The 17,206-nt window shown below is 38.6% G+C and carries 16 protein-coding genes and 1 pseudogene; 12 read left to right on the top strand and 5 right to left on the bottom strand.

Annotated features, from left to right (window positions below):
* Positions 1–23: 23 nt before the first annotated feature.
* Both ACM03V_RS01680 and cysS read right to left on the bottom strand, forming a co-directional pair.
* Positions 24–1,115, bottom strand: a complete 1,092-nt coding sequence (locus tag ACM03V_RS01680; RefSeq protein ID WP_414619016.1) for an AI-2E family transporter — start codon at positions 1,113–1,115, stop codon at positions 24–26.
* 138 nt (positions 1,116–1,253) lie between these two features.
* Positions 1,254–2,747: a cysteine--tRNA ligase gene (gene cysS, locus ACM03V_RS01675; protein WP_414619015.1), complete on the bottom strand. Its 1,494-nt coding sequence runs from the start codon at positions 2,745–2,747 to the stop codon at positions 1,254–1,256.
* Between the two features lie 116 nt (positions 2,748–2,863).
* On the opposite strand from cysS, the gene ACM03V_RS01670 reads away from it, so the two are divergent.
* From ACM03V_RS01670 to psb28, 3 genes are all read left to right on the top strand, one after another.
* A complete protein-coding gene (locus ACM03V_RS01670; protein WP_414619014.1) occupies positions 2,864–3,976 on the top strand; it encodes a CobW family GTP-binding protein in 1,113 nt (370 codons plus the stop codon).
* 104 nt (positions 3,977–4,080) lie between these two features.
* Positions 4,081–4,533 carry a D-aminoacyl-tRNA deacylase gene (gene dtd / locus ACM03V_RS01665; protein WP_414619013.1) on the top strand — a complete coding sequence of 151 codons (453 nt, stop codon included), beginning with the start codon at positions 4,081–4,083 and terminating at the stop codon, positions 4,531–4,533.
* 184 nt (positions 4,534–4,717) lie between these two features.
* Positions 4,718–5,053, top strand: a complete 336-nt coding sequence (gene psb28, locus ACM03V_RS01660; protein ID WP_414619012.1) for a photosystem II reaction center protein Psb28 — start codon at positions 4,718–4,720, stop codon at positions 5,051–5,053.
* Positions 5,054–5,263: 210 nt separating this feature from the next.
* Here the strand turns inward: psb28 and mraY are convergent, their stop codons facing one another.
* Together mraY and ACM03V_RS01650 are read right to left on the bottom strand one after the other, a co-directional pair.
* Positions 5,264–6,367, bottom strand: a complete 1,104-nt coding sequence (gene mraY, locus ACM03V_RS01655; protein ID WP_414619011.1) for a phospho-N-acetylmuramoyl-pentapeptide-transferase — start codon at positions 6,365–6,367, stop codon at positions 5,264–5,266.
* Between the two features lie 109 nt (positions 6,368–6,476).
* Complete coding sequence (locus ACM03V_RS01650; RefSeq protein WP_414619010.1) at positions 6,477–6,734, bottom strand: DUF3134 domain-containing protein; 258 nt, start codon at positions 6,732–6,734, stop codon at positions 6,477–6,479.
* A 236-nt stretch (positions 6,735–6,970) separates the two neighbouring features.
* Here ACM03V_RS01650 and ACM03V_RS01645 point away from each other — a divergent pair, with 236 nt between their 5' ends.
* From ACM03V_RS01645 to ACM03V_RS01605, 9 genes and pseudogenes are all read left to right on the top strand, one after another.
* A complete protein-coding gene (locus ACM03V_RS01645) occupies positions 6,971–7,552 on the top strand; it encodes a PAP/fibrillin family protein (RefSeq protein WP_414619009.1) in 582 nt (193 codons plus the stop codon).
* Positions 7,553–7,902: 350 nt separating this feature from the next.
* Positions 7,903–8,112, top strand: a pseudogene (locus ACM03V_RS01640) (photosystem I reaction center subunit IV); the annotation flags it as partial.
* A 168-nt stretch (positions 8,113–8,280) separates the two neighbouring features.
* Positions 8,281–9,336: a DNA-formamidopyrimidine glycosylase gene (locus tag ACM03V_RS01635; RefSeq protein WP_414619008.1), complete on the top strand. Its 1,056-nt coding sequence runs from the start codon at positions 8,281–8,283 to the stop codon at positions 9,334–9,336.
* A 146-nt stretch (positions 9,337–9,482) separates the two neighbouring features.
* Complete coding sequence (locus ACM03V_RS01630) at positions 9,483–9,698, top strand: NAD(P)H-quinone oxidoreductase subunit O (RefSeq protein ID WP_414619007.1); 216 nt, start codon at positions 9,483–9,485, stop codon at positions 9,696–9,698.
* A gap of 346 nt (positions 9,699–10,044) precedes the next feature.
* The gene (locus ACM03V_RS01625) at positions 10,045–10,983 is read left to right on the top strand and encodes a hypothetical protein (RefSeq protein WP_414619006.1); all 939 of its coding nucleotides are present in this window, start codon (positions 10,045–10,047) and stop codon (positions 10,981–10,983) included.
* A 523-nt stretch (positions 10,984–11,506) separates the two neighbouring features.
* A complete protein-coding gene (locus ACM03V_RS01620; RefSeq protein WP_414619005.1) occupies positions 11,507–12,214 on the top strand; it encodes a hypothetical protein in 708 nt (235 codons plus the stop codon).
* Positions 12,215–12,279: 65 nt separating this feature from the next.
* A complete protein-coding gene (locus ACM03V_RS01615) occupies positions 12,280–14,151 on the top strand; it encodes a hypothetical protein (RefSeq protein ID WP_414619004.1) in 1,872 nt (623 codons plus the stop codon).
* A gap of 2 nt (positions 14,152–14,153) precedes the next feature.
* Positions 14,154–15,698, top strand: a complete 1,545-nt coding sequence (locus tag ACM03V_RS01610) for a DUF1802 family protein (protein ID WP_414619003.1) — start codon at positions 14,154–14,156, stop codon at positions 15,696–15,698.
* Positions 15,699–15,934: 236 nt separating this feature from the next.
* Entirely contained in the window at positions 15,935–16,393 is a 459-nt protein-coding gene (locus ACM03V_RS01605) for a hypothetical protein (RefSeq protein WP_414619002.1), read from the top strand.
* A gap of 345 nt (positions 16,394–16,738) precedes the next feature.
* Here the strand turns inward: ACM03V_RS01605 and ACM03V_RS01600 are convergent, their stop codons facing one another.
* Complete coding sequence (locus ACM03V_RS01600; RefSeq protein WP_414619001.1) at positions 16,739–17,176, bottom strand: dTDP-4-dehydrorhamnose 3,5-epimerase; 438 nt, start codon at positions 17,174–17,176, stop codon at positions 16,739–16,741.
* Between the last annotated feature and the right edge of the window lie 30 nt (positions 17,177–17,206).

Genomic DNA, 17,206 nt, shown 5'->3' with positions numbered 1-17,206 from the left:
CCTTTGACCTTTGACCTTTAACCTTAAGAACTCCTAACTATTGCCTGTTCCCTGTTGCCCATTCCCTGTTCCTTTAATAATTTTGGACGAAGATACAGATTTTCCAAAACTACAGTAATACCTGCTACCCAAGGAGGGACAATCACAGCCCCGATAATTCCTAATACTTGGGTTCCCCCCAATACAGCTAAAAGTTGATAAAACGGGTGAACTTTAACGGTGTTACCGACTAATAAAGGATCTAACACATAACTTTCAAGATTTTGAATAATTACGAATAACAATAATACCCATACAACAGTTAATCCTCCTTGAGGGATGGCAACAATCAAAGCCGGAACCGCTCCCAAGACTGGGCCAACAAACGGTATTACGTTGGTAAACGCTGCGATCGTACCTAATGCCAAAGCAAACTCCGAAAGCCCTAAAACTCGTAAAGCAAGGGTAATAACAATACCTAAAATCAAAGAAACTAAAACCCTTCCTTGAACGTATCCCCCCATGCGGCGAGAAATTGGTATAACTTGTGCTTCAAAACGTTCATCCCACGGTTGTGGAAACACGCTTACCAAACCTCTAATTAAACTTTTGCTTCCAGCAGCCATATAGCCAGAAATTACCACAGCCAAAATTAAATTGATAGCAGCACCAAGAATACCAAAAGTCACCCCGAAAGAACGTAAAACTAACTTTTGACTAGAACGAAATAACCCATTAGTTAGCGCTTGAAGATCGAAGAATTGTTCTATAGTTTCCAACTGAGTGATTCCCACTCGCGCAGCTAAATTTTCAGCAGCAATACCCAAATTTTCTAAATAAATCGGAAATCTACGGGCTAATCGCTGAATTTGTTCGGAAACAGAAGGGCCAATTAGCAAACCGATTATAATAAGTACCCCAATAAAACCCAGATAAAACAAAATAACCCCCAACCATCGGGGGAAACGCAATTTTTCCAGCGCATCAACAAAAGGTGTAATAGTTGCCGCCAACACTACAGAAATCATCAAAGTTAACAACAAACTTCGTAATTGCCACAATAAAATTACTAGAAAAAATCCAGCAACAATTAGTAGAACATCGTACAAAGTGAAGGATTTACGTTTTTCTGACATAGGGATGGGGAGATGGGGAGATGGGGAGATGGGGGAGAGATGGGGACAAGGAGACAAGGGGACAAGGAGAATTTTAAACTTTAACCTTTGACCTTCCTAATTCTTAACTCCTAACCTTTGACCTTTAACCTTTGACCTTTAATTCCGATGCCATTTTGTGCCTTGGGGACTATCAATTAAGGCAATACCTTGGGCTTGTAATTCGTCGCGGATGCGGTCGGATTCGGCGAAGTTCTTTGATTTTCTGGCTTCTTTTCTTTGTTCAATCAGTGCTTCAATTTGTTCGTTGCTTAAACCATCATCCGTTGCTGTTGTCTCTTGCGATTCTAGTTGAGCTTCCAATCCAAGTACATCAGCTAATGTAACTAATGTTTGCCACATTTTTTGTAATTCTTCGGATGGAGTTTCTGTTTTACCTTGATGTACCAAGATATTTCCTTCTTTAGCAAGCTCTTTGGCTAACTCAAATAAAACACTCAACCCGCTAGAAAAATTAAAGTCATTATTTACAGCTTCTTTAAAACGCTCAACGTAAGAATTTTGGATTTTAGATTTTAACAACGGATGCGTTTCTTTTGGATTTTGGATTAGGTTTTTATCAATGTGCCAATTTAATTTTTCGCCATAGCGATCGCCAAAAACCAATCCTTCTTTAAGAGTATTCCAACCATTTGTAGCTGCTTCTATGGCTTGCTCGGTAAAGTCAATGGGCTTGCGGTATTGCGCTGTAAGTACAAATAACCGTACCGCCATCGGTTCAACACCTCGATCGAGTAGTTGGCGAATGGTGATGAAGTTGCCCAATGATTTAGACATTTTTTCACCTTCAACTTTCACCATGCCGTTGTGCAGCCAAAAATTAGCTAAAGGTTTACCCGTGACGGCTTCGGATTGAGCAATTTCGTTTTCGTGATGGGGGAAAATTAAATCGGCACCACCTGCATGAATATCAATGGTTTCTCCCAAACGCTCTCTAACCATTGCAGAGCATTCAATATGCCATCCCGGACGACCTTTTCCCCAAGGTGAATCCCAAGCTGGTTCTTCGGGCTTTGCTGCTTTCCACAAAGCGAAATCAAACTGATATCTTTTCTTTTGATATTCCGCATCTTCTACATTTACCCTTTCGCTGGCTCCAGCCTGCATATCCTCTAATTTACGTCCGGAAAGCTTGCCGTATTCATCAAATTTTTGTACCGCATAATAAACATCTCCTTGCGACGGATAAGCATAATCTTTGTGTTCCAACTCGTGAATTAACCGCTTAATGCCATCCATCGTTTGCGTAGCGCGAGGATATTCGTCGGCTTCTTTGACGTTCAAACGCGCCATATCGTCAAAATACGCTTTGATATACTTTTCGGCTACAGCTTCCATCGATGAGTTTTCTTGTCGCGATCGCTTTAAAATTTTATCGTCAACATCGGTAAAATTCTGCACGTAACGCACTTGATAACCGCTAAATTGTAAATAGCGCCTTACTACATCCCAAACAATGCAAGCTCTAGCATGACCCAAATGGCAGTAATCATAAACCGTCACCCCGCAGTAATACATCTTAACTTTCTGCGGTTCTACTGTTTTGAAGGGTTCTTGGCGACGGGTGAGACTGTTGTAAACTATTAGGGTCATGACCAATTAATTTTTAAATATAAGATACGCAATAATTAAGATAAAGCAGTTTTGCGTTATCACCTACGCTACATTATTATTTTTAATTCTTTTCCAATTAATTTACTCTTCTCGCCATGCAATCAACAGCAACAGAATCTCAAGCAATGGAAGAAACGAAAAAAGGATTACCAGTCACAATTATTACTGGATTCCTCGGTAGCGGTAAGACGACTCTACTCAATCATATCTTGACCAATCAGCAGGGTTTGAAAACTGCTGTTTTGGTAAATGAATTTGGCGAAATTGGCATCGATAACGAGTTAGTAGTCTCCACCGACGAGAATATGGTAGAGCTAAATAACGGCTGTATCTGCTGCACCATAAATAGCGATTTGGTAGATGCAGTTTACAAGGTGATGGAACGCCAAGAAAATATTGATTATCTGGTTGTGGAAACAACTGGTTTGGCAGATCCGTTACCCGTCGCATTAACCTTTTTAGGAACCGAATTACGAGATTTAACTCGTTTGGATTCCATCGTTACGATGGTAGACGCAGCTAATTACAGCATGGATTTATTCAACTCCGAAGCTGCTTTTAGTCAAATCGCTTACGGTGATGTAATTGTTCTTAATAAAGCCGATTTAGTTGATGAAGCCGATTTAGATGCTTTAGAACTAAAAGTTAAAGATATTAAAGAAGGAGCAAGAATTCTCCGCACCACAAAATCCCAAGTACCTTTACCTTTAATTCTCAGCGTCGGTTTGTTCGAGACAGATAAGTATTTTGACGCTGCCGAAGAACACGATCGCGACCACCACGACCATAATCACGACCATCACGAACATCACGAACACGACCATCACGACCATTCAGAATGCGGTCACGACCACGACCACGACCACGACCATCATTCACACCACTTAGAAAATGATGGTTTCACATCGGTGTCATTCCAAACTGATAAACCGCTATCTATCCGTAAATTCCAGTATTTTCTAGACAACCAACTTCCCGACAACATTTTCCGTGGCAAGGGAATAATGTGGTTTGACGAAAGTCCCAAAAGACATATTTTCCACCTTTGCGGCAAACGCTTTACCCTTGATGACGACGAGTGGAAAGGTGAAAAGAAAAATCAATTAGTATTAATTGGTCAAAATTTGGACGAAGAAGGTTTATTAAAGCAGATACAAAACTGCGTGTGTATGCCTTCTGCAAACAAAGGTAAAGGTTTCGGGAAATAATCAAGGATAAATAAAGGTTTGTAGTAAGGACTTTAGTCCTTTAAAAAGGGCTAAAGCCTCTTACTACGAACTTTTATTGCTCATGAAAATTGATAACTGAATTAATGCGCGTAATTATCCAGCGAGTTATATCATCTCAAGTTGCTGTTGATGGTGAAATTATCGGCAAAATAGGAACGGGATTAAATTTACTCGTGGCGATCGCCAATACCGATACCGAAGCAGAATTAGATTGGATGGCGCGTAAATGTTTGGATTTACGGTTGTTTCCAGAATTAGGTGAAGATAAACCCTGGCAAAAATCGATATTAGAAATCGGTGGCGAATTATTAGTTGTTAGCCAGTTTACCCTTTATGGCGACTGTCGCAAAGGTCGTCGTCCTTCCATGAGTCGTTCTGCATCTCCAGAAATCGCCGAAAATCTATACAATTGCTTCGTAGAAAAGTTGCGTACTAGCGGTTTGCGGGTAGAGACGGGTAAATTTGGCGCAATGATGCAAGTTTCAATTGAAAACGATGGTCCCGTAACTTTAATACTCGAACGAGAAGCAGACTAAGAATTTATACGTAAATATAATCATCAAAAAAGAAATTGTTGGTAAGCTGTTGCGGTACTTAAAACTTCCTGCATCTTTGCCTTACGTAGAATTTCAAGCTTTTTTTTAGTTAATATTACGTCTTGGTTCTAAATGATGAGACAATGATGGTTTAATCATCTGAAGATTTTAAATTACAAGCATCATGGCAAAAATACAGTTTTCAAGAGGTGTCAACGAAGAAGTGATTCCAGAAGTACGCTTAACACGTTCGCGTAGTGGAGATAGCGGTACTGCAACGTTTATTTTTAACAATCCGAAAGCTTTAGACGAAGGAAGCACGGATGAAATTACTGGAATGTACATGGTTGATGAAGAAGGGGAAATTGTCACCCGTGAAGTTAAAGGTAAATTTATCAACGGTAAAGCAGAAGCTTTAGAAGCAATTTATTTGATGAAATCTGCCGAGGAATGGGAGCGTTTTATGCGCTTTATGGATCGCTATGCCGAAGAGAACGAATTAGGACTTGATAAAAGTTAGGAGTTAGGAGTTAGGGGTTAGGAGTTATGAGTTAAGAGTTAATAAGGCCAAAGGTTAAAATTCTCCTTGTCCCCTTGTCTCCTTGTCCCCTTGTCTCCTTGTCTCCCCATCTCCCCCTCTCCCATGCCCAAAATTATATAAATTGAAAAACAATCCTCACGTGTCGCAAGGATTGTTTTGATATTATTTATTCGATTATTTCAAAGAAATCTACATCTGAGTAATTGCGAAAGCAAGGGAAGCTAGTATTGCAGCGATAATGTAAAATACACCAACTACCAGTAATTCTGACCAGCCAGTAAGTTCTAAATGGTGGTGTAAAGGTGCCATTTTGAACAAGCGCTTACCTTTTCCATCAGGTCCTTTTGTAGCTTTATAGAAACTTACCTGTGCCATTACTGAAAGCGTTTCTACAAAGAAGATTCCGCTAATAAGAAACAGCGCAACTAAAGTATTAGACAAAAGTCCAACCGCCGCTAAACCTCCTCCCAACGCTAGGGAACCTGTATCTCCCATAAAAACGCGAGCAGGGTTGCGGTTGTGGGCTAGAAATCCTAGACAAGCACCGCTAAACGATGCACAGAAAATCATCAATCCAGGTGAAGTTGGGGCAACAATTGTAGCTAACGCTAACAGTGCGATCGCCGCAGTACCAGCAGCTAATCCATCAACACCGTCAGTCAAGTTTGTGGCGTTACTTTCTGCCACCATTACGAAACAAGATAAAGGTAAAAATAGCAACCACCCTAAAGGCAAAGAAAAGCCCAAGGGAAAAGAAATACTCGTAATAGTAGAAGGCTGACTAACAAATAACCATCCGCAAAAAGCAATCGCGAAACCAACTTGTAAAGCCAGTTTCATTTTAGGTGAAATACCTTTATTCGACTTGCGGCGAAGAATCTGCCAATCGTCAATCCAGCCAACAAAACCGTAGCTCAATGTCAAAGCAGATACAGCTATAGTTTCAGTAGCCAAATGAGATAAAACACAAGCGACTAAAATTGCTACGGGAACAAAGAATATGCCTCCCATCGTCGGAGTACCGGCTTTCTTTAAATGCGCTTGGGGGCCATCCTCGCGGATAACTTGCCCAGCCTTAAGCGCAGAGAGCCAAGGAACAGCCCAAAAGCCTAATCCGGCAGCAATCAAAGCCGATAGTAAAAATGGTAGGGTTAAAGAAGTTCCTTGCCAGGGAGAGCGAGAAGCTGCTCCATCTAAAACTAGTGCCGTTGCACCAAGTCCTATGCCTAACACAGAAACCAATCGGATACCATCAAGGTTTAAACCTTGGTTTGGAGATAATTTAGCGTCCACGGAAATTTCCCTTCACTCCACACTATTAAAAAATCACACTTTGCACGTTAAGCGAAGCCAAAGCCGAAGGTAATCGCACTTCACGTGCAGTCTTTCGGTTCTTAACGAGCTAGTCTACACTAGGACTTGCATCGTCATCATCATCATCATCGTCATCATCATCATCAAATTCATAATCCCCGATGTTTTCTTCAATACCCATCAAGGATATGTCTGGTCGTTTTTCTTCCGGTTGCGGTTCCACTGGATCGCGAGATATTAAACGACCATTTTCTTTCAACCAGTCTAACAAGGAAGATTCTTGTTTTAATGGGATTACAGAGGCTCTCCGGCTACGGGGAACTTCATATAAAGGAGAATTTAACATAAAGACTTCGGATGCGAAGAGTAAGGAACTGACTTGACATTAAGAGTCTATCACTTGATACAGAATATTTTAGTTATTGATTCAACTCTTTTACTTATAAATCCGACAAAAAACAGATCCCTTTTATATTGCTGCATAGTAATAACTACATATTTCGCCGGAATTTGTGGGGTGCTATACACATTCACTCTAATATTTCGTTTTAATTATCAATCCGAATTGAGGTCAAAGCACGGATGAGAAAAACTACTTTATTAGAAGTAATCGCGGGGAAAAATCTAGGTAGTAACGCCACCGACGTTGATAAACAAAATATCTTATCGGCGATCGCCAATTTAGAAGACTTCAACCCAACACCGCGTCCGTTAGAAGCCACCGATTTGTTAGATGGCAACTGGCGACTGTTATATACAACCAGTTCCGAACTATTAAATCTTAACCGCATACCGCTAACAAATCTGAGCAAAATTTATCAGTGTATTCGCGTACAAAGCAAGAGCGTTTATAACATCGCCGAAATAAGTGGCTTACCATTTCTCGAAGGTTTAGTTAGTGTCGCAGCAAAATTTGAACCAGTTTCCTCAAAGCGAGTTCAAGTTAAATTTGAACGTTCAATCATCGGCTTGCAGCGTTTAATCGATTACAAATACCCAGGAAGCTTTATTGAAAAAATTGAATCCGGTAAGAAATTTCTGGCAATTGATTTTCCGATTACAAGCAGCGAACAACAGGGATGGTTAGAAACTACTTATTTAGATAACGACTTACGCATTGGCAGAGGAAACCAAGGAAGTGTCTTTGTATTAACTAAATCATGAAATATTCCTTAATACTTAATAACTGTTTGCGAACAAAAAGTTACTTCATAAAGGGTACATTGTCAAGGGGGTGAGACACCGTATTTGGGGATTGGGAATAGGGTATGGGGCATGGGGGATAGGATTTTGGATTTTGGATTGAAATAGTTAGGAGTTAGGAGTTAGGAGTTAGGAATTAATAATTATCTTCCCCTTGTCCCCTTGTCCCCCATCACTCCATCACCCCATCCCCAATTAGCAATTCAGACAAATAACTTAACAAACCCTATATGGTAGTCCTTCAAGTTGTAAAGTGAAATCAATCAGCCCTGCATAAAAGGCAATTAATAATTAAAGAGGGATATTCGATTATGGTTCAACGTGGTTCTAAAGTGCGCGTTCTGCGCCCCGAATCTTATTGGTATCAGGATGTAGGAACCGTGGCTACAGTTGATAAAAGCGGCATTATATATCCGGTAATTGTCCGCTTTGATAAAGTTAACTACGCTGGTATCAACACCAATAACTTTGCAGAAGATGAAGTAATTGAGATTGAAGCACCTAAAGCTAAGGGTAAAAAATCTACGCCTACAGCTTCCGGTGGCAAACAAACACCCGTAGATCCAACACAACGTGCAACCGGACAAGGTACCAAACCTAGTGGTAAAACAGGCGCTCAACCCGAGTCTGCTGAAGCCAACGTTCAGAAAGAAGGTACTCCAAATCAAGGAACCGACGCGCGTTAAATTGTGCCAGAATTACCAGAAGTTGAAACAGTCCGTCGGGGTTTAAATCAATTAACCCTCAAGCGGAAAATTACGGGAGGTGATGTGTTGCTTCATCGCACTATCGCCTACCCGTTTTCTGCTGAAGACTTTTTGAATGGTCTTAAACAAAGAGAAATAATATCTTGGCATCGTCGCGGTAAGTATTTGATTGCCGAACTGAGTTCGGTGTTAGGAGACAAGGAGATAAGGGGACAAGGAGATGAAGTAGAAAATAATTCTTTCCCCTCTACCCCCTCTCTCCCCCTTCGGGTTGCGCCACTTCTCTCAACGGAGGGGACCTCCGCACGAGAGTGGCTTACCATCCCCCCCTCTCCCCCTTCGGGTTGCGCCACTTCTCTCAACGGAGGGGACCTCCGCACGAGAGTGGCTTACCATCCCCCCCTCTGCCCCTCCTCTTTGGGGGTTCATCTGCGAATGACTGGCCAACTATTATGGTTGGCTCAAGATGAACCTTTACACAAGCACACGAGAGTAAGATTGTTCTTTGGTGAGGAATGGGAATTGCGCTTCGTGGATCAGCGTACTTTTGGTCAGATGTGGTGGGTTCCTCCCCAGGTTGAAACACAAAGTATTATTACTGGTTTAGCAAAACTTGCAGCAGATCCTTTTTCAGCAGAATTTACTGTAGAGTATCTTGCCGATAAACTCAAAAATCGCCGCCGCGCTATCAAGACTGCGCTACTGGATCAATCTGTAGTGGCGGGATTAGGTAATATTTATGCTGATGAAGCATTGTTTCTCAGTGGGATACAGCCGCAAAATTTATGTTTGAATTTGCGAATAGAACAAATAGAGAGTCTGCACTCTAGCATTATTAAAGTTTTAAAAACTAGCATTGAAGCTGGAGGCACTACTTTCAGTAATTTCCTCAATGTCAAAGGCGTGAATGGTAACTACGCCCATGTAGCGTGGGTTTATAACCGCACCGGAGAACCTTGTCGAAATTGCAGTCATCCCATTGAGCGAATTAAATTAGCTGGAAGATCCAGTCATTTTTGTCCGCAGTGTCAGCAGTGATGGGGGGATGGGGAGATGGGGAGAGGGGGAGACAAGGGGACTAGGGGACAATGCCTTATGCCCAATGCCCAATGCCCAATTCTCAATTCAGCATTCAAGCTACAATTCTGAGTAAAAATAATCGTATTTATTAGAGAGGAAAAATTATGGCTGTCAAAAAAGGATCGATGGTTCGTGCTATTCGGGAAAAGCTAGAAAATAGCTTGGAGGCTAAAGCTAGTGATTCTCGCCTTCCTTCCTATTTATTTGAAACTGAAGGGGAAATTCTAGATACTAAAGGTGATTATGCTTTGGTGAAGTTTGGAAAGGTGCCTACACCGAATATTTGGTTGCGTATGGATCAGCTTGAAGAGTTTCAATAACTTTCAGCCCTCTGAGGGGAAATGTAGCATAGGGCTTTTTCAAGAATTAAAAAATCGGGTTAAAAAAAATCGGGTTTCTCTACATCCTACAATTCTGAAAAATTATATAGAAATGCTATATTTTGCTGGCTACAGAAGCCCGTGAGTATATCCTCAGAGGATTTCAATAAACTAAAAAAGGGCGAAACTTAATTATGAAGTTTCGTCTTTTTTTGTAGACAAAAATACTATTTAAAAAAAAAATCATCGAAAATTTCTGAGAAAATACCCTGATGTTTTTTATCATACCCTGAAACCACTTAGTACTAGATTACTCTAGGAAGTGAACTAACATTATTAACCTTCAATGGCACTTAGAAAAAGTCGTTTGGAAAGTAAGAAAACTCAGTCTAAAAGTTCCACTGCTAAGGCGAATGCTCAGAGTACTGCTACAAAAGCAAAAGTTAAAAAAAGCACAAAAATAGCGAAGCCTGAAGCTTTATCTGTAGAAACCAAAGTTTCAACTAATACTCCAGAAACTGAAGTGAAAAATACAACTAAAAAAGCATCCAGCACAACAAAATCTGCTAGCACCACTCTAGGAAGAGTTAAGGCTACAAGAAAGAAAGTATCTAGTAGACGATTAGCTGTTACTACCAAGGTAGAAGAGGTGAATTCTAGCAATAAAGCAGAAAAACCTGCTGAGACTGCCAAGGTAGAAAAGGTAAAGTCTTCCACAAAGAAAATTGCTAGTAAACGATTACCTGCTAGCACCACATCTACCACGGTTGATAAATCTGAAACCAGCCAGAAGAAAGCAGCTAGCAAAACGAAAGCTAAATCCACCGTGAAGAAAGCTACTAGCACAACTAAAACCAACACCAAGAAAGTTACTGGCAAAACCAAAGCTGCTATCAAGAAAACCCAAGATGAAACTCGCTTGCTTCTAGCTCTGTGGGATTTGGGAGGAACTAATAAATTAGTTAAAACAACTGAAGTGACTGGCAGCGTACAGCGCAAAAACGAAAAAGCAGGAGATTATACTTCTATTCTCACAAAGTTAGAAAAAGCTGGTGCGATCGTCAGCACTCGCAAAAGTAAAGTTGAAAGTATAAAGCTCACCGATACAGGTTTGCAGATGCTCTCAGCAGGGCTAATAACTCTTGATTTCAAATTTTATGGAAAGCAGGTTGGAAGTATAGTTGCAAGTAAATTCGTTGGTGGGTTGCTCAAATGGATACGAGAAATGGATGGAGCAACAATTTCTTCCACATCAGAAACAGAGCAATCCGAAATCGCATCTTAATATTTGAATGGTGGTAATGTCGTCAGGGTGTTACGTCTCAACTGTGGCACAAATCGCTAATTTAAGAGTTGGAAGCGAGTGCTGTACGTTGCTAATTTAGGCGACAATATAGGTAATGATAATGTAATTACAAAGCAGGCTGTTAAAATAACTAGAATTAGAGAAATATCGCAGTTTTCCTCTCACAAACACAACGACTCGGCAAAGTTTTTTTGGCTATTGATTGGAACAGAATTAGTGGTTTATCTCATTGGTATTTAGTGTATATAAACCTCCACCAGAGTGATTTGATTATTATCTACCAAGCTTCGTTCAAAATAATAAAGATTATTAATTCGTTATGAGACGAGCAAGAAACCGGGTTTCTGAAATTGGCGCAAGATGTGAATTAAAAGCAAACTGCTAAATATACTTAAACATCAACAAAATTTAATAAATTCTACAGAAATATTTCAGTAATTTTCCAAAAGCTAAATCGGTTTCATCAAAACTATACTGGGGAACGGTAAGTATAAATATTGATATGGCACCACAAAATACTGCTTTAAAGAGCTTGGAAACACAGGCTAGAACTCGTTTGCTTCTGGCTTTGTGGGATTTGGGAGGAGTTAATCAGGAAGTTAAAAAAGGCGATCTGACGAAAAGGATTGTATCCAAAGGCAAGAAAATTGCGGATTATCAAGGCGTTTTTGAAGAATTAGAAAACGAGCAAGCTATTTCAAAATCTAAAAAAGGCTATTCTCTGGAATTGCCTAAAGGTTTAGAGGTATTAGATGAAAATTTGAAAAGTACCGATTTTACATTTGAAGGGACAATTGTGGGAACTTGGGCTGCGAATGCTTTGCTCAAGTGGATTCACGAAATGAATTGTGGAATCAATACAGTAAATAAGGATTGCGCTACAGCTTCAGAAAATATCGTTAGCAAAACCGATTCAAAAAGCAATATTGCATCTTACGACGAATTTAAACAACTAGCTTTGCAAGTTTACGAACAACTTAACAGCGACTACAACTTAGATAACTTAGTACCAATTTATAGAATTAGGAGAAAAATTGGCGATCGCCTTTCTCGCAAGCAGTTTAGTGAGTGGCTTTTAGAGATGCAAGCTGAGGATATTTTTCAACTTGAAGGTGGCAGTGTAGAAGACAGCGCTCCCGACAAAATCGAAGATTCCATCACTACGGAATTAGATGGATTGCGTTGCTATGCTTCCAAATTACAAAATTAAATCAAGTTAATCAAGTTCAAAATTATTCTCTTCACTCCTAACTTCACTTATTACATTTTAAAAAGATGATTGCTAACACATCTCCGATTGACGAACTCATTCAAAATAAAAACCCCTTTGCAGGACATATTGTTGTCCGCTCATCACAAGTATGGGGAAAAAGTTTTCCCGATGTACCTACCATTAACGCCCATGCTTCCAATGCTGTTTTTGATGCAGTAGAAAAAGTTAGTAAAGGAGAGCGCGAAACTGTAGGTATTACGATTACTGCTGAAAAAGGAGTTGGTAAAACCCATATTATTAGTAGAATTCGACATCGTTTGCAGACAGAAGATAATGCCTTTTTTATCTATATGGGTAAGTATGATAATCTAAACCAGATTAAATACGAATTTCTGCAAACTGTCGCTTCTAGCTTGAGAGCGCACGGTAGTAAAAACGTTATGCAGTGGCAAGAAATTGCAGCGGCTTTAATTAATGAAGTTCGAGAATGGAACTATACACCGCAACAGTACATTAACGGCATTTATCCAAAATGGTTGCAAAAATACTCAACTAATTTTATTGATAAATTAACTGAAATTGTCTTGCAAAAGAAGCCTGAAATTACTAATCCTTATTTAGTGAAAGCTATTTTATGGACGCTATCTTCTGTCCACAATAACTATGCAAATTATTGGCTATCTGGATTAGAACTAACTCAGCAACAAGCAGAAGTAATGGGATTACCTAATTCTGAAAAAAAAGATAAGGAAGCAGAAGGATTAAAGACTGTTCGCCAGATTTTAGATATTGTCAGCGATTATAAAGTCCCAGTAATTTGCTTTGATGAATTAGATAATGTAGAAGTTAATGAATATGGCTTTGTCTTAGCGCAAATAGTTGCAAATTTAGTCAAAGATTTATACAACAGCTTGAAACGCGGTGTTTTCCTCTTAGCAATGTATCCTCCAACCTGGATACATCAAATTAGGGCTTTACCAGATGCTGAAGCTGTCATGGATAGATTACTCAGCGAGCAGTTAGATAAACAACCGTTGAAATTAAATAATCTTAATTCTGATGATGTTGTAGCGATTGTAAGTCAATGGTTGAAAGTATTTTATCAAGAAAATCAAGTTACTCCACCACATCCGGTTTATCCATTTAATGAAACAAAACTGAGAGAATTTGGTAAGAGCAAACCGACTGTAAGGTCAATTTTGAAATGGTGTGCAGAAAACTTTGATAATTTACCAAGTAAATCGAATCCAGTAAAAGAATATTATCAAAACGAGTTAGGAAATCTTGAAGCTTCTATTGATGAATTAATGGAAGATAATAATGCAATTTCTAATTCACTCAGATTCGCATTCTCAAGTTTAGTGGGTGAAAAATTAGAAGGAATAAAGGTTGAAGCTGTCCAAGATATTCAAGCTAATGCAGCAGATAGAGGATATCTTGATTTCAAAATTATTGGCAATGACAACAAAGTAAAAATTGGTGTTGATGTCATTCAGCAATCCAGTGGAGCCTATATAGGAGCAGCTTTAAGAAGACTAATTAAATATGAAGAATTTGATATTACTCGTGGTTGTTTAGTTCGCTCTAAAAAGATTAATCCCAAGGCATCAGTACCCAATGAATGCTTGAAAAAACTTTTGCACGAGCAAGGTGGAGAATGGGTAATGCTGCAAAGCCAAGATATTAAACCTCTTTTGGCTATTTGGTTTGTAATGCGTAGCTGCGAAAGTTATGAATTGACTGAGGAGCAAATTTTTGACTTTATCAAGCAAGAGCAAATAGCAATTAATAATGCTTTAGTTAGAGAAATACTCAGCGAACCATCAGGAGAACAACCAGAGGATTTAACTGATGATGATTTACCAATTAGTATTCCTCAAAGTGTTGATAGCAATGCTGATGATATTGACTTAAACTTATCTCTAGCTAACTAAATATGACTTCGCTGCTTCCGATTTCAACAGCATTGTGTCTACCTGCTGCCGATATTGCAGCTTTAATTAAAGGACGAATTATTGTTGCTATTCCTAAGATGTTTATTCGTCCCGGACAGAAATTTGCGCTTTATCCAAGCAATTTATTATCTGTTCCAATTCCGATAGATAAATATTATTGTTCAATTTTTTTACCTGTTGCTCAAAACATCAGTAAACAATCTAATTTTCAACCGGTTTTCATTCAATCAAAGCAATTAAGCTTAATCCCTGAAGACGAACAATTACAACTTCCTTTATCTACAGAAGAAAAAGTTTTAATTCAAGCTTATGCTCAATGTGAATTAAGCCAAATTTTTGATGAAAGCCAATATGTAGAAAAATTATCCCAATTGACAATATGGACGCAAGAAGCATTAGATAAAATACTGCATCAACAACAGCATATTTTTTTAAGTTATTTACGTGTCTATAAATTATCTCAGCCTTATGAAGTATCGCTGAAAGTAGAATCAAAGAAGTTAGGAAAATTCATCGGCTTACCTAATTCTTTGACAGTTTCCGATACAAACCCAGTATTACCTGATAACATCTTCGCTACTCGCAAGCGTCAGTTAGAAAAACTCGAACCACCAGCGCATCCAGAATTAGAAGAATTATTAAACGTTTTATCACCTTTAAGCTTAAACAACGTTGCTGCAAAGGAATTAGAAGAAAACATTCACACTCTCTTAGGTTGGAATACTCAAAAAAATAAGCAGCTAGAAAACCCAAATTTAGATTGGACTAACGAAATTGCAGCATTAGGAAACCGCACTAAGGAAGAAGATAAAGACAAAACTAATTACCACGCTGGAACAGATTTTGAAAATATAGTTCGCCAAAGTTTGGAATTTTTAGGATTTACTGTTGATTATTTTCATAAAGGTGGTGCTGGTGGTGTAGATGTTTTTTGTTCTCATCCTTACCCATTAGTTGGAGAATGTAAATCAGGTAAAAAAATTCCTAACGATACAGCAGTACAGCTTTTAAACTTAGGAACACTGCGTTTAAAAAGTCCAGAATTATTAAAGCAAGCAACTAAATTAATTATTGGTCCCGGTAAACTGACAACACAACTTCAAGACGCTGCAAAAGTACATGATATGGCTGTGATTAATCCCGAAACACTAGAAAAACTCGTTAAGCTGCAAAGCAAATATCCTAACTCAATAGATTTATTTAAACTTCAAGAATTCTTAAAAGCTGGTCAATCTGATGCGGAAGTTGAAAAATATATAGTAATTGTTGAAACAGAAATCAAATTGCGATCGCACTTAATTCAAATAGTGAAAAAGCATAAAGAAAACACCGGAGATAAAAACATCGAAGTTGCAACTCTTTATGGAGCGTATGGGTATTCAAATCCACCTAAATCCTTAAGTCGTGAAGAAATGTACGAAATTTTAATAGAGCTTTCTTCACCTTTAACGGGTTATCTGGGAAGAAATAAAGGTACCGATTGGAAAAGCGATAAATTCTACTTTTTGCGCGATTTAGCAACTTAGGTGAAGAATAAACTGCTAAATATACTTAAAAATCAAAAAAAATTAATAATTTCTATAGAAATATTTCAGTAATTTTCCAAAAGCTAAATAAGTTTCATCAAAACTATACTGGTGCTGATGCTGGTTAAAGGTAACTATTAAGTATAAACACAGTAAATTATTTTAATTCAGGCTTAGCTTGGATTAATCAAATTACTGAAGTGATGAATGTGAGAGCGTTAGAGTAATTCTAGCCAGTGGCTCGCTTACTTGCATATGCTCTGTTAACTACACAAAATAATCAAATGAACGTAATTACTCCAGAAACTCTAGAGAAACTTGTTGAATTGCAATCGCATTATCAAGGTTGCGTCAATTTATTAGAATTAAAGGAATGTTTGCAGCAGAAGCCCTTTGGTTTAGCAGAAGATAAAGTTAATAGCTATATCAGCAAAATAGAACAAGATATACAGTTGCGATCGCACCTGGTTCAATTAGTAAAAGATTATCTACAAAACTCCAATATGGATTCTACTGGTGTAGAGGCTTTACATGGTGCTTATTTTGGTTCTCAACCACCGCAGCCTTTACAAATAAAGGAAATGCACGAAATTTTAATCGAACTTTCTTCATCTTCGACGGGTTACTTGGGAAGAATCAAAGGTGATGATTGGAAAGGCGAGAAATTCTACTTTCTCCGCGATTTATCGGATTAGTTAATAATTTGTAGGTTGGGTTAGACAGGAAAATAATTTGTGATTCATCACGATAATCTATGTAACAATCGTAACCCAACATCTGCCAACTGAATAAATAAAAATACTGTGAATTCCGATAATTAAATGTTGGGTTACAGCGCAATATTAATTATTTGCTAAAACCATCAGTTTCTAGTGCGCTTAACCCAACCTACCAACTGAATAAATAAAAATACTGTGAATTCCGATAATGAAATGTTGGGTTACAGCGCAATATTAATTATTGGTTAAAATCATTATTCTTCGTGCGCCTAACCCAACCTACCAACTACCAACTACAAATTACCAATTACCAACTACCAACTATCTCTTCATTGTTTCAAAATTACTCCAAGCGGCTTGTGCTGCTTCTAAGTCATAAGGAAATGGTTTTTTACGGGTAACGTAATCGATTTCTTGCGCTTCTCTATGACGCAGTACGGCGTTTACTACTACGCAAGGTTCTGAATTAACATTAATTGCCCCGTGCAGAACTCCTGGTGGAATTGTTACTACTGCTGGGTATTCTTCACTTAATGGAATGTACTGATATTGTTTATTAATTAAAGTAACTAGTACAAATCGACCTTTAACTACTAGCAATTGATCGGTTTGCGATTTATGTACGAATAAATCTTCTACTGTATTGGCTGGAATCTCTACCAACATGGTTTCGTCGCTGGCTTGAGGAGTGAAAAATTGGGTTGTCCCTGCTTTGATAGATTCCAAATAACGGATTTCGATTCCCCTAATATTACTCATAAATAATGTTGCTAAAAAAGCATCCTAAAA

Source organism: Calothrix sp. CCY 0018, from assembly GCF_963920925.1.
In the GTDB taxonomy this organism is placed as follows: Bacteria; Cyanobacteriota; Cyanobacteriia; order Cyanobacteriales; family Nostocaceae; genus Rivularia.
Note: the sequence above shows the minus strand (reverse complement) of the source record. Positions and strands in the feature narration are given on the sequence as shown.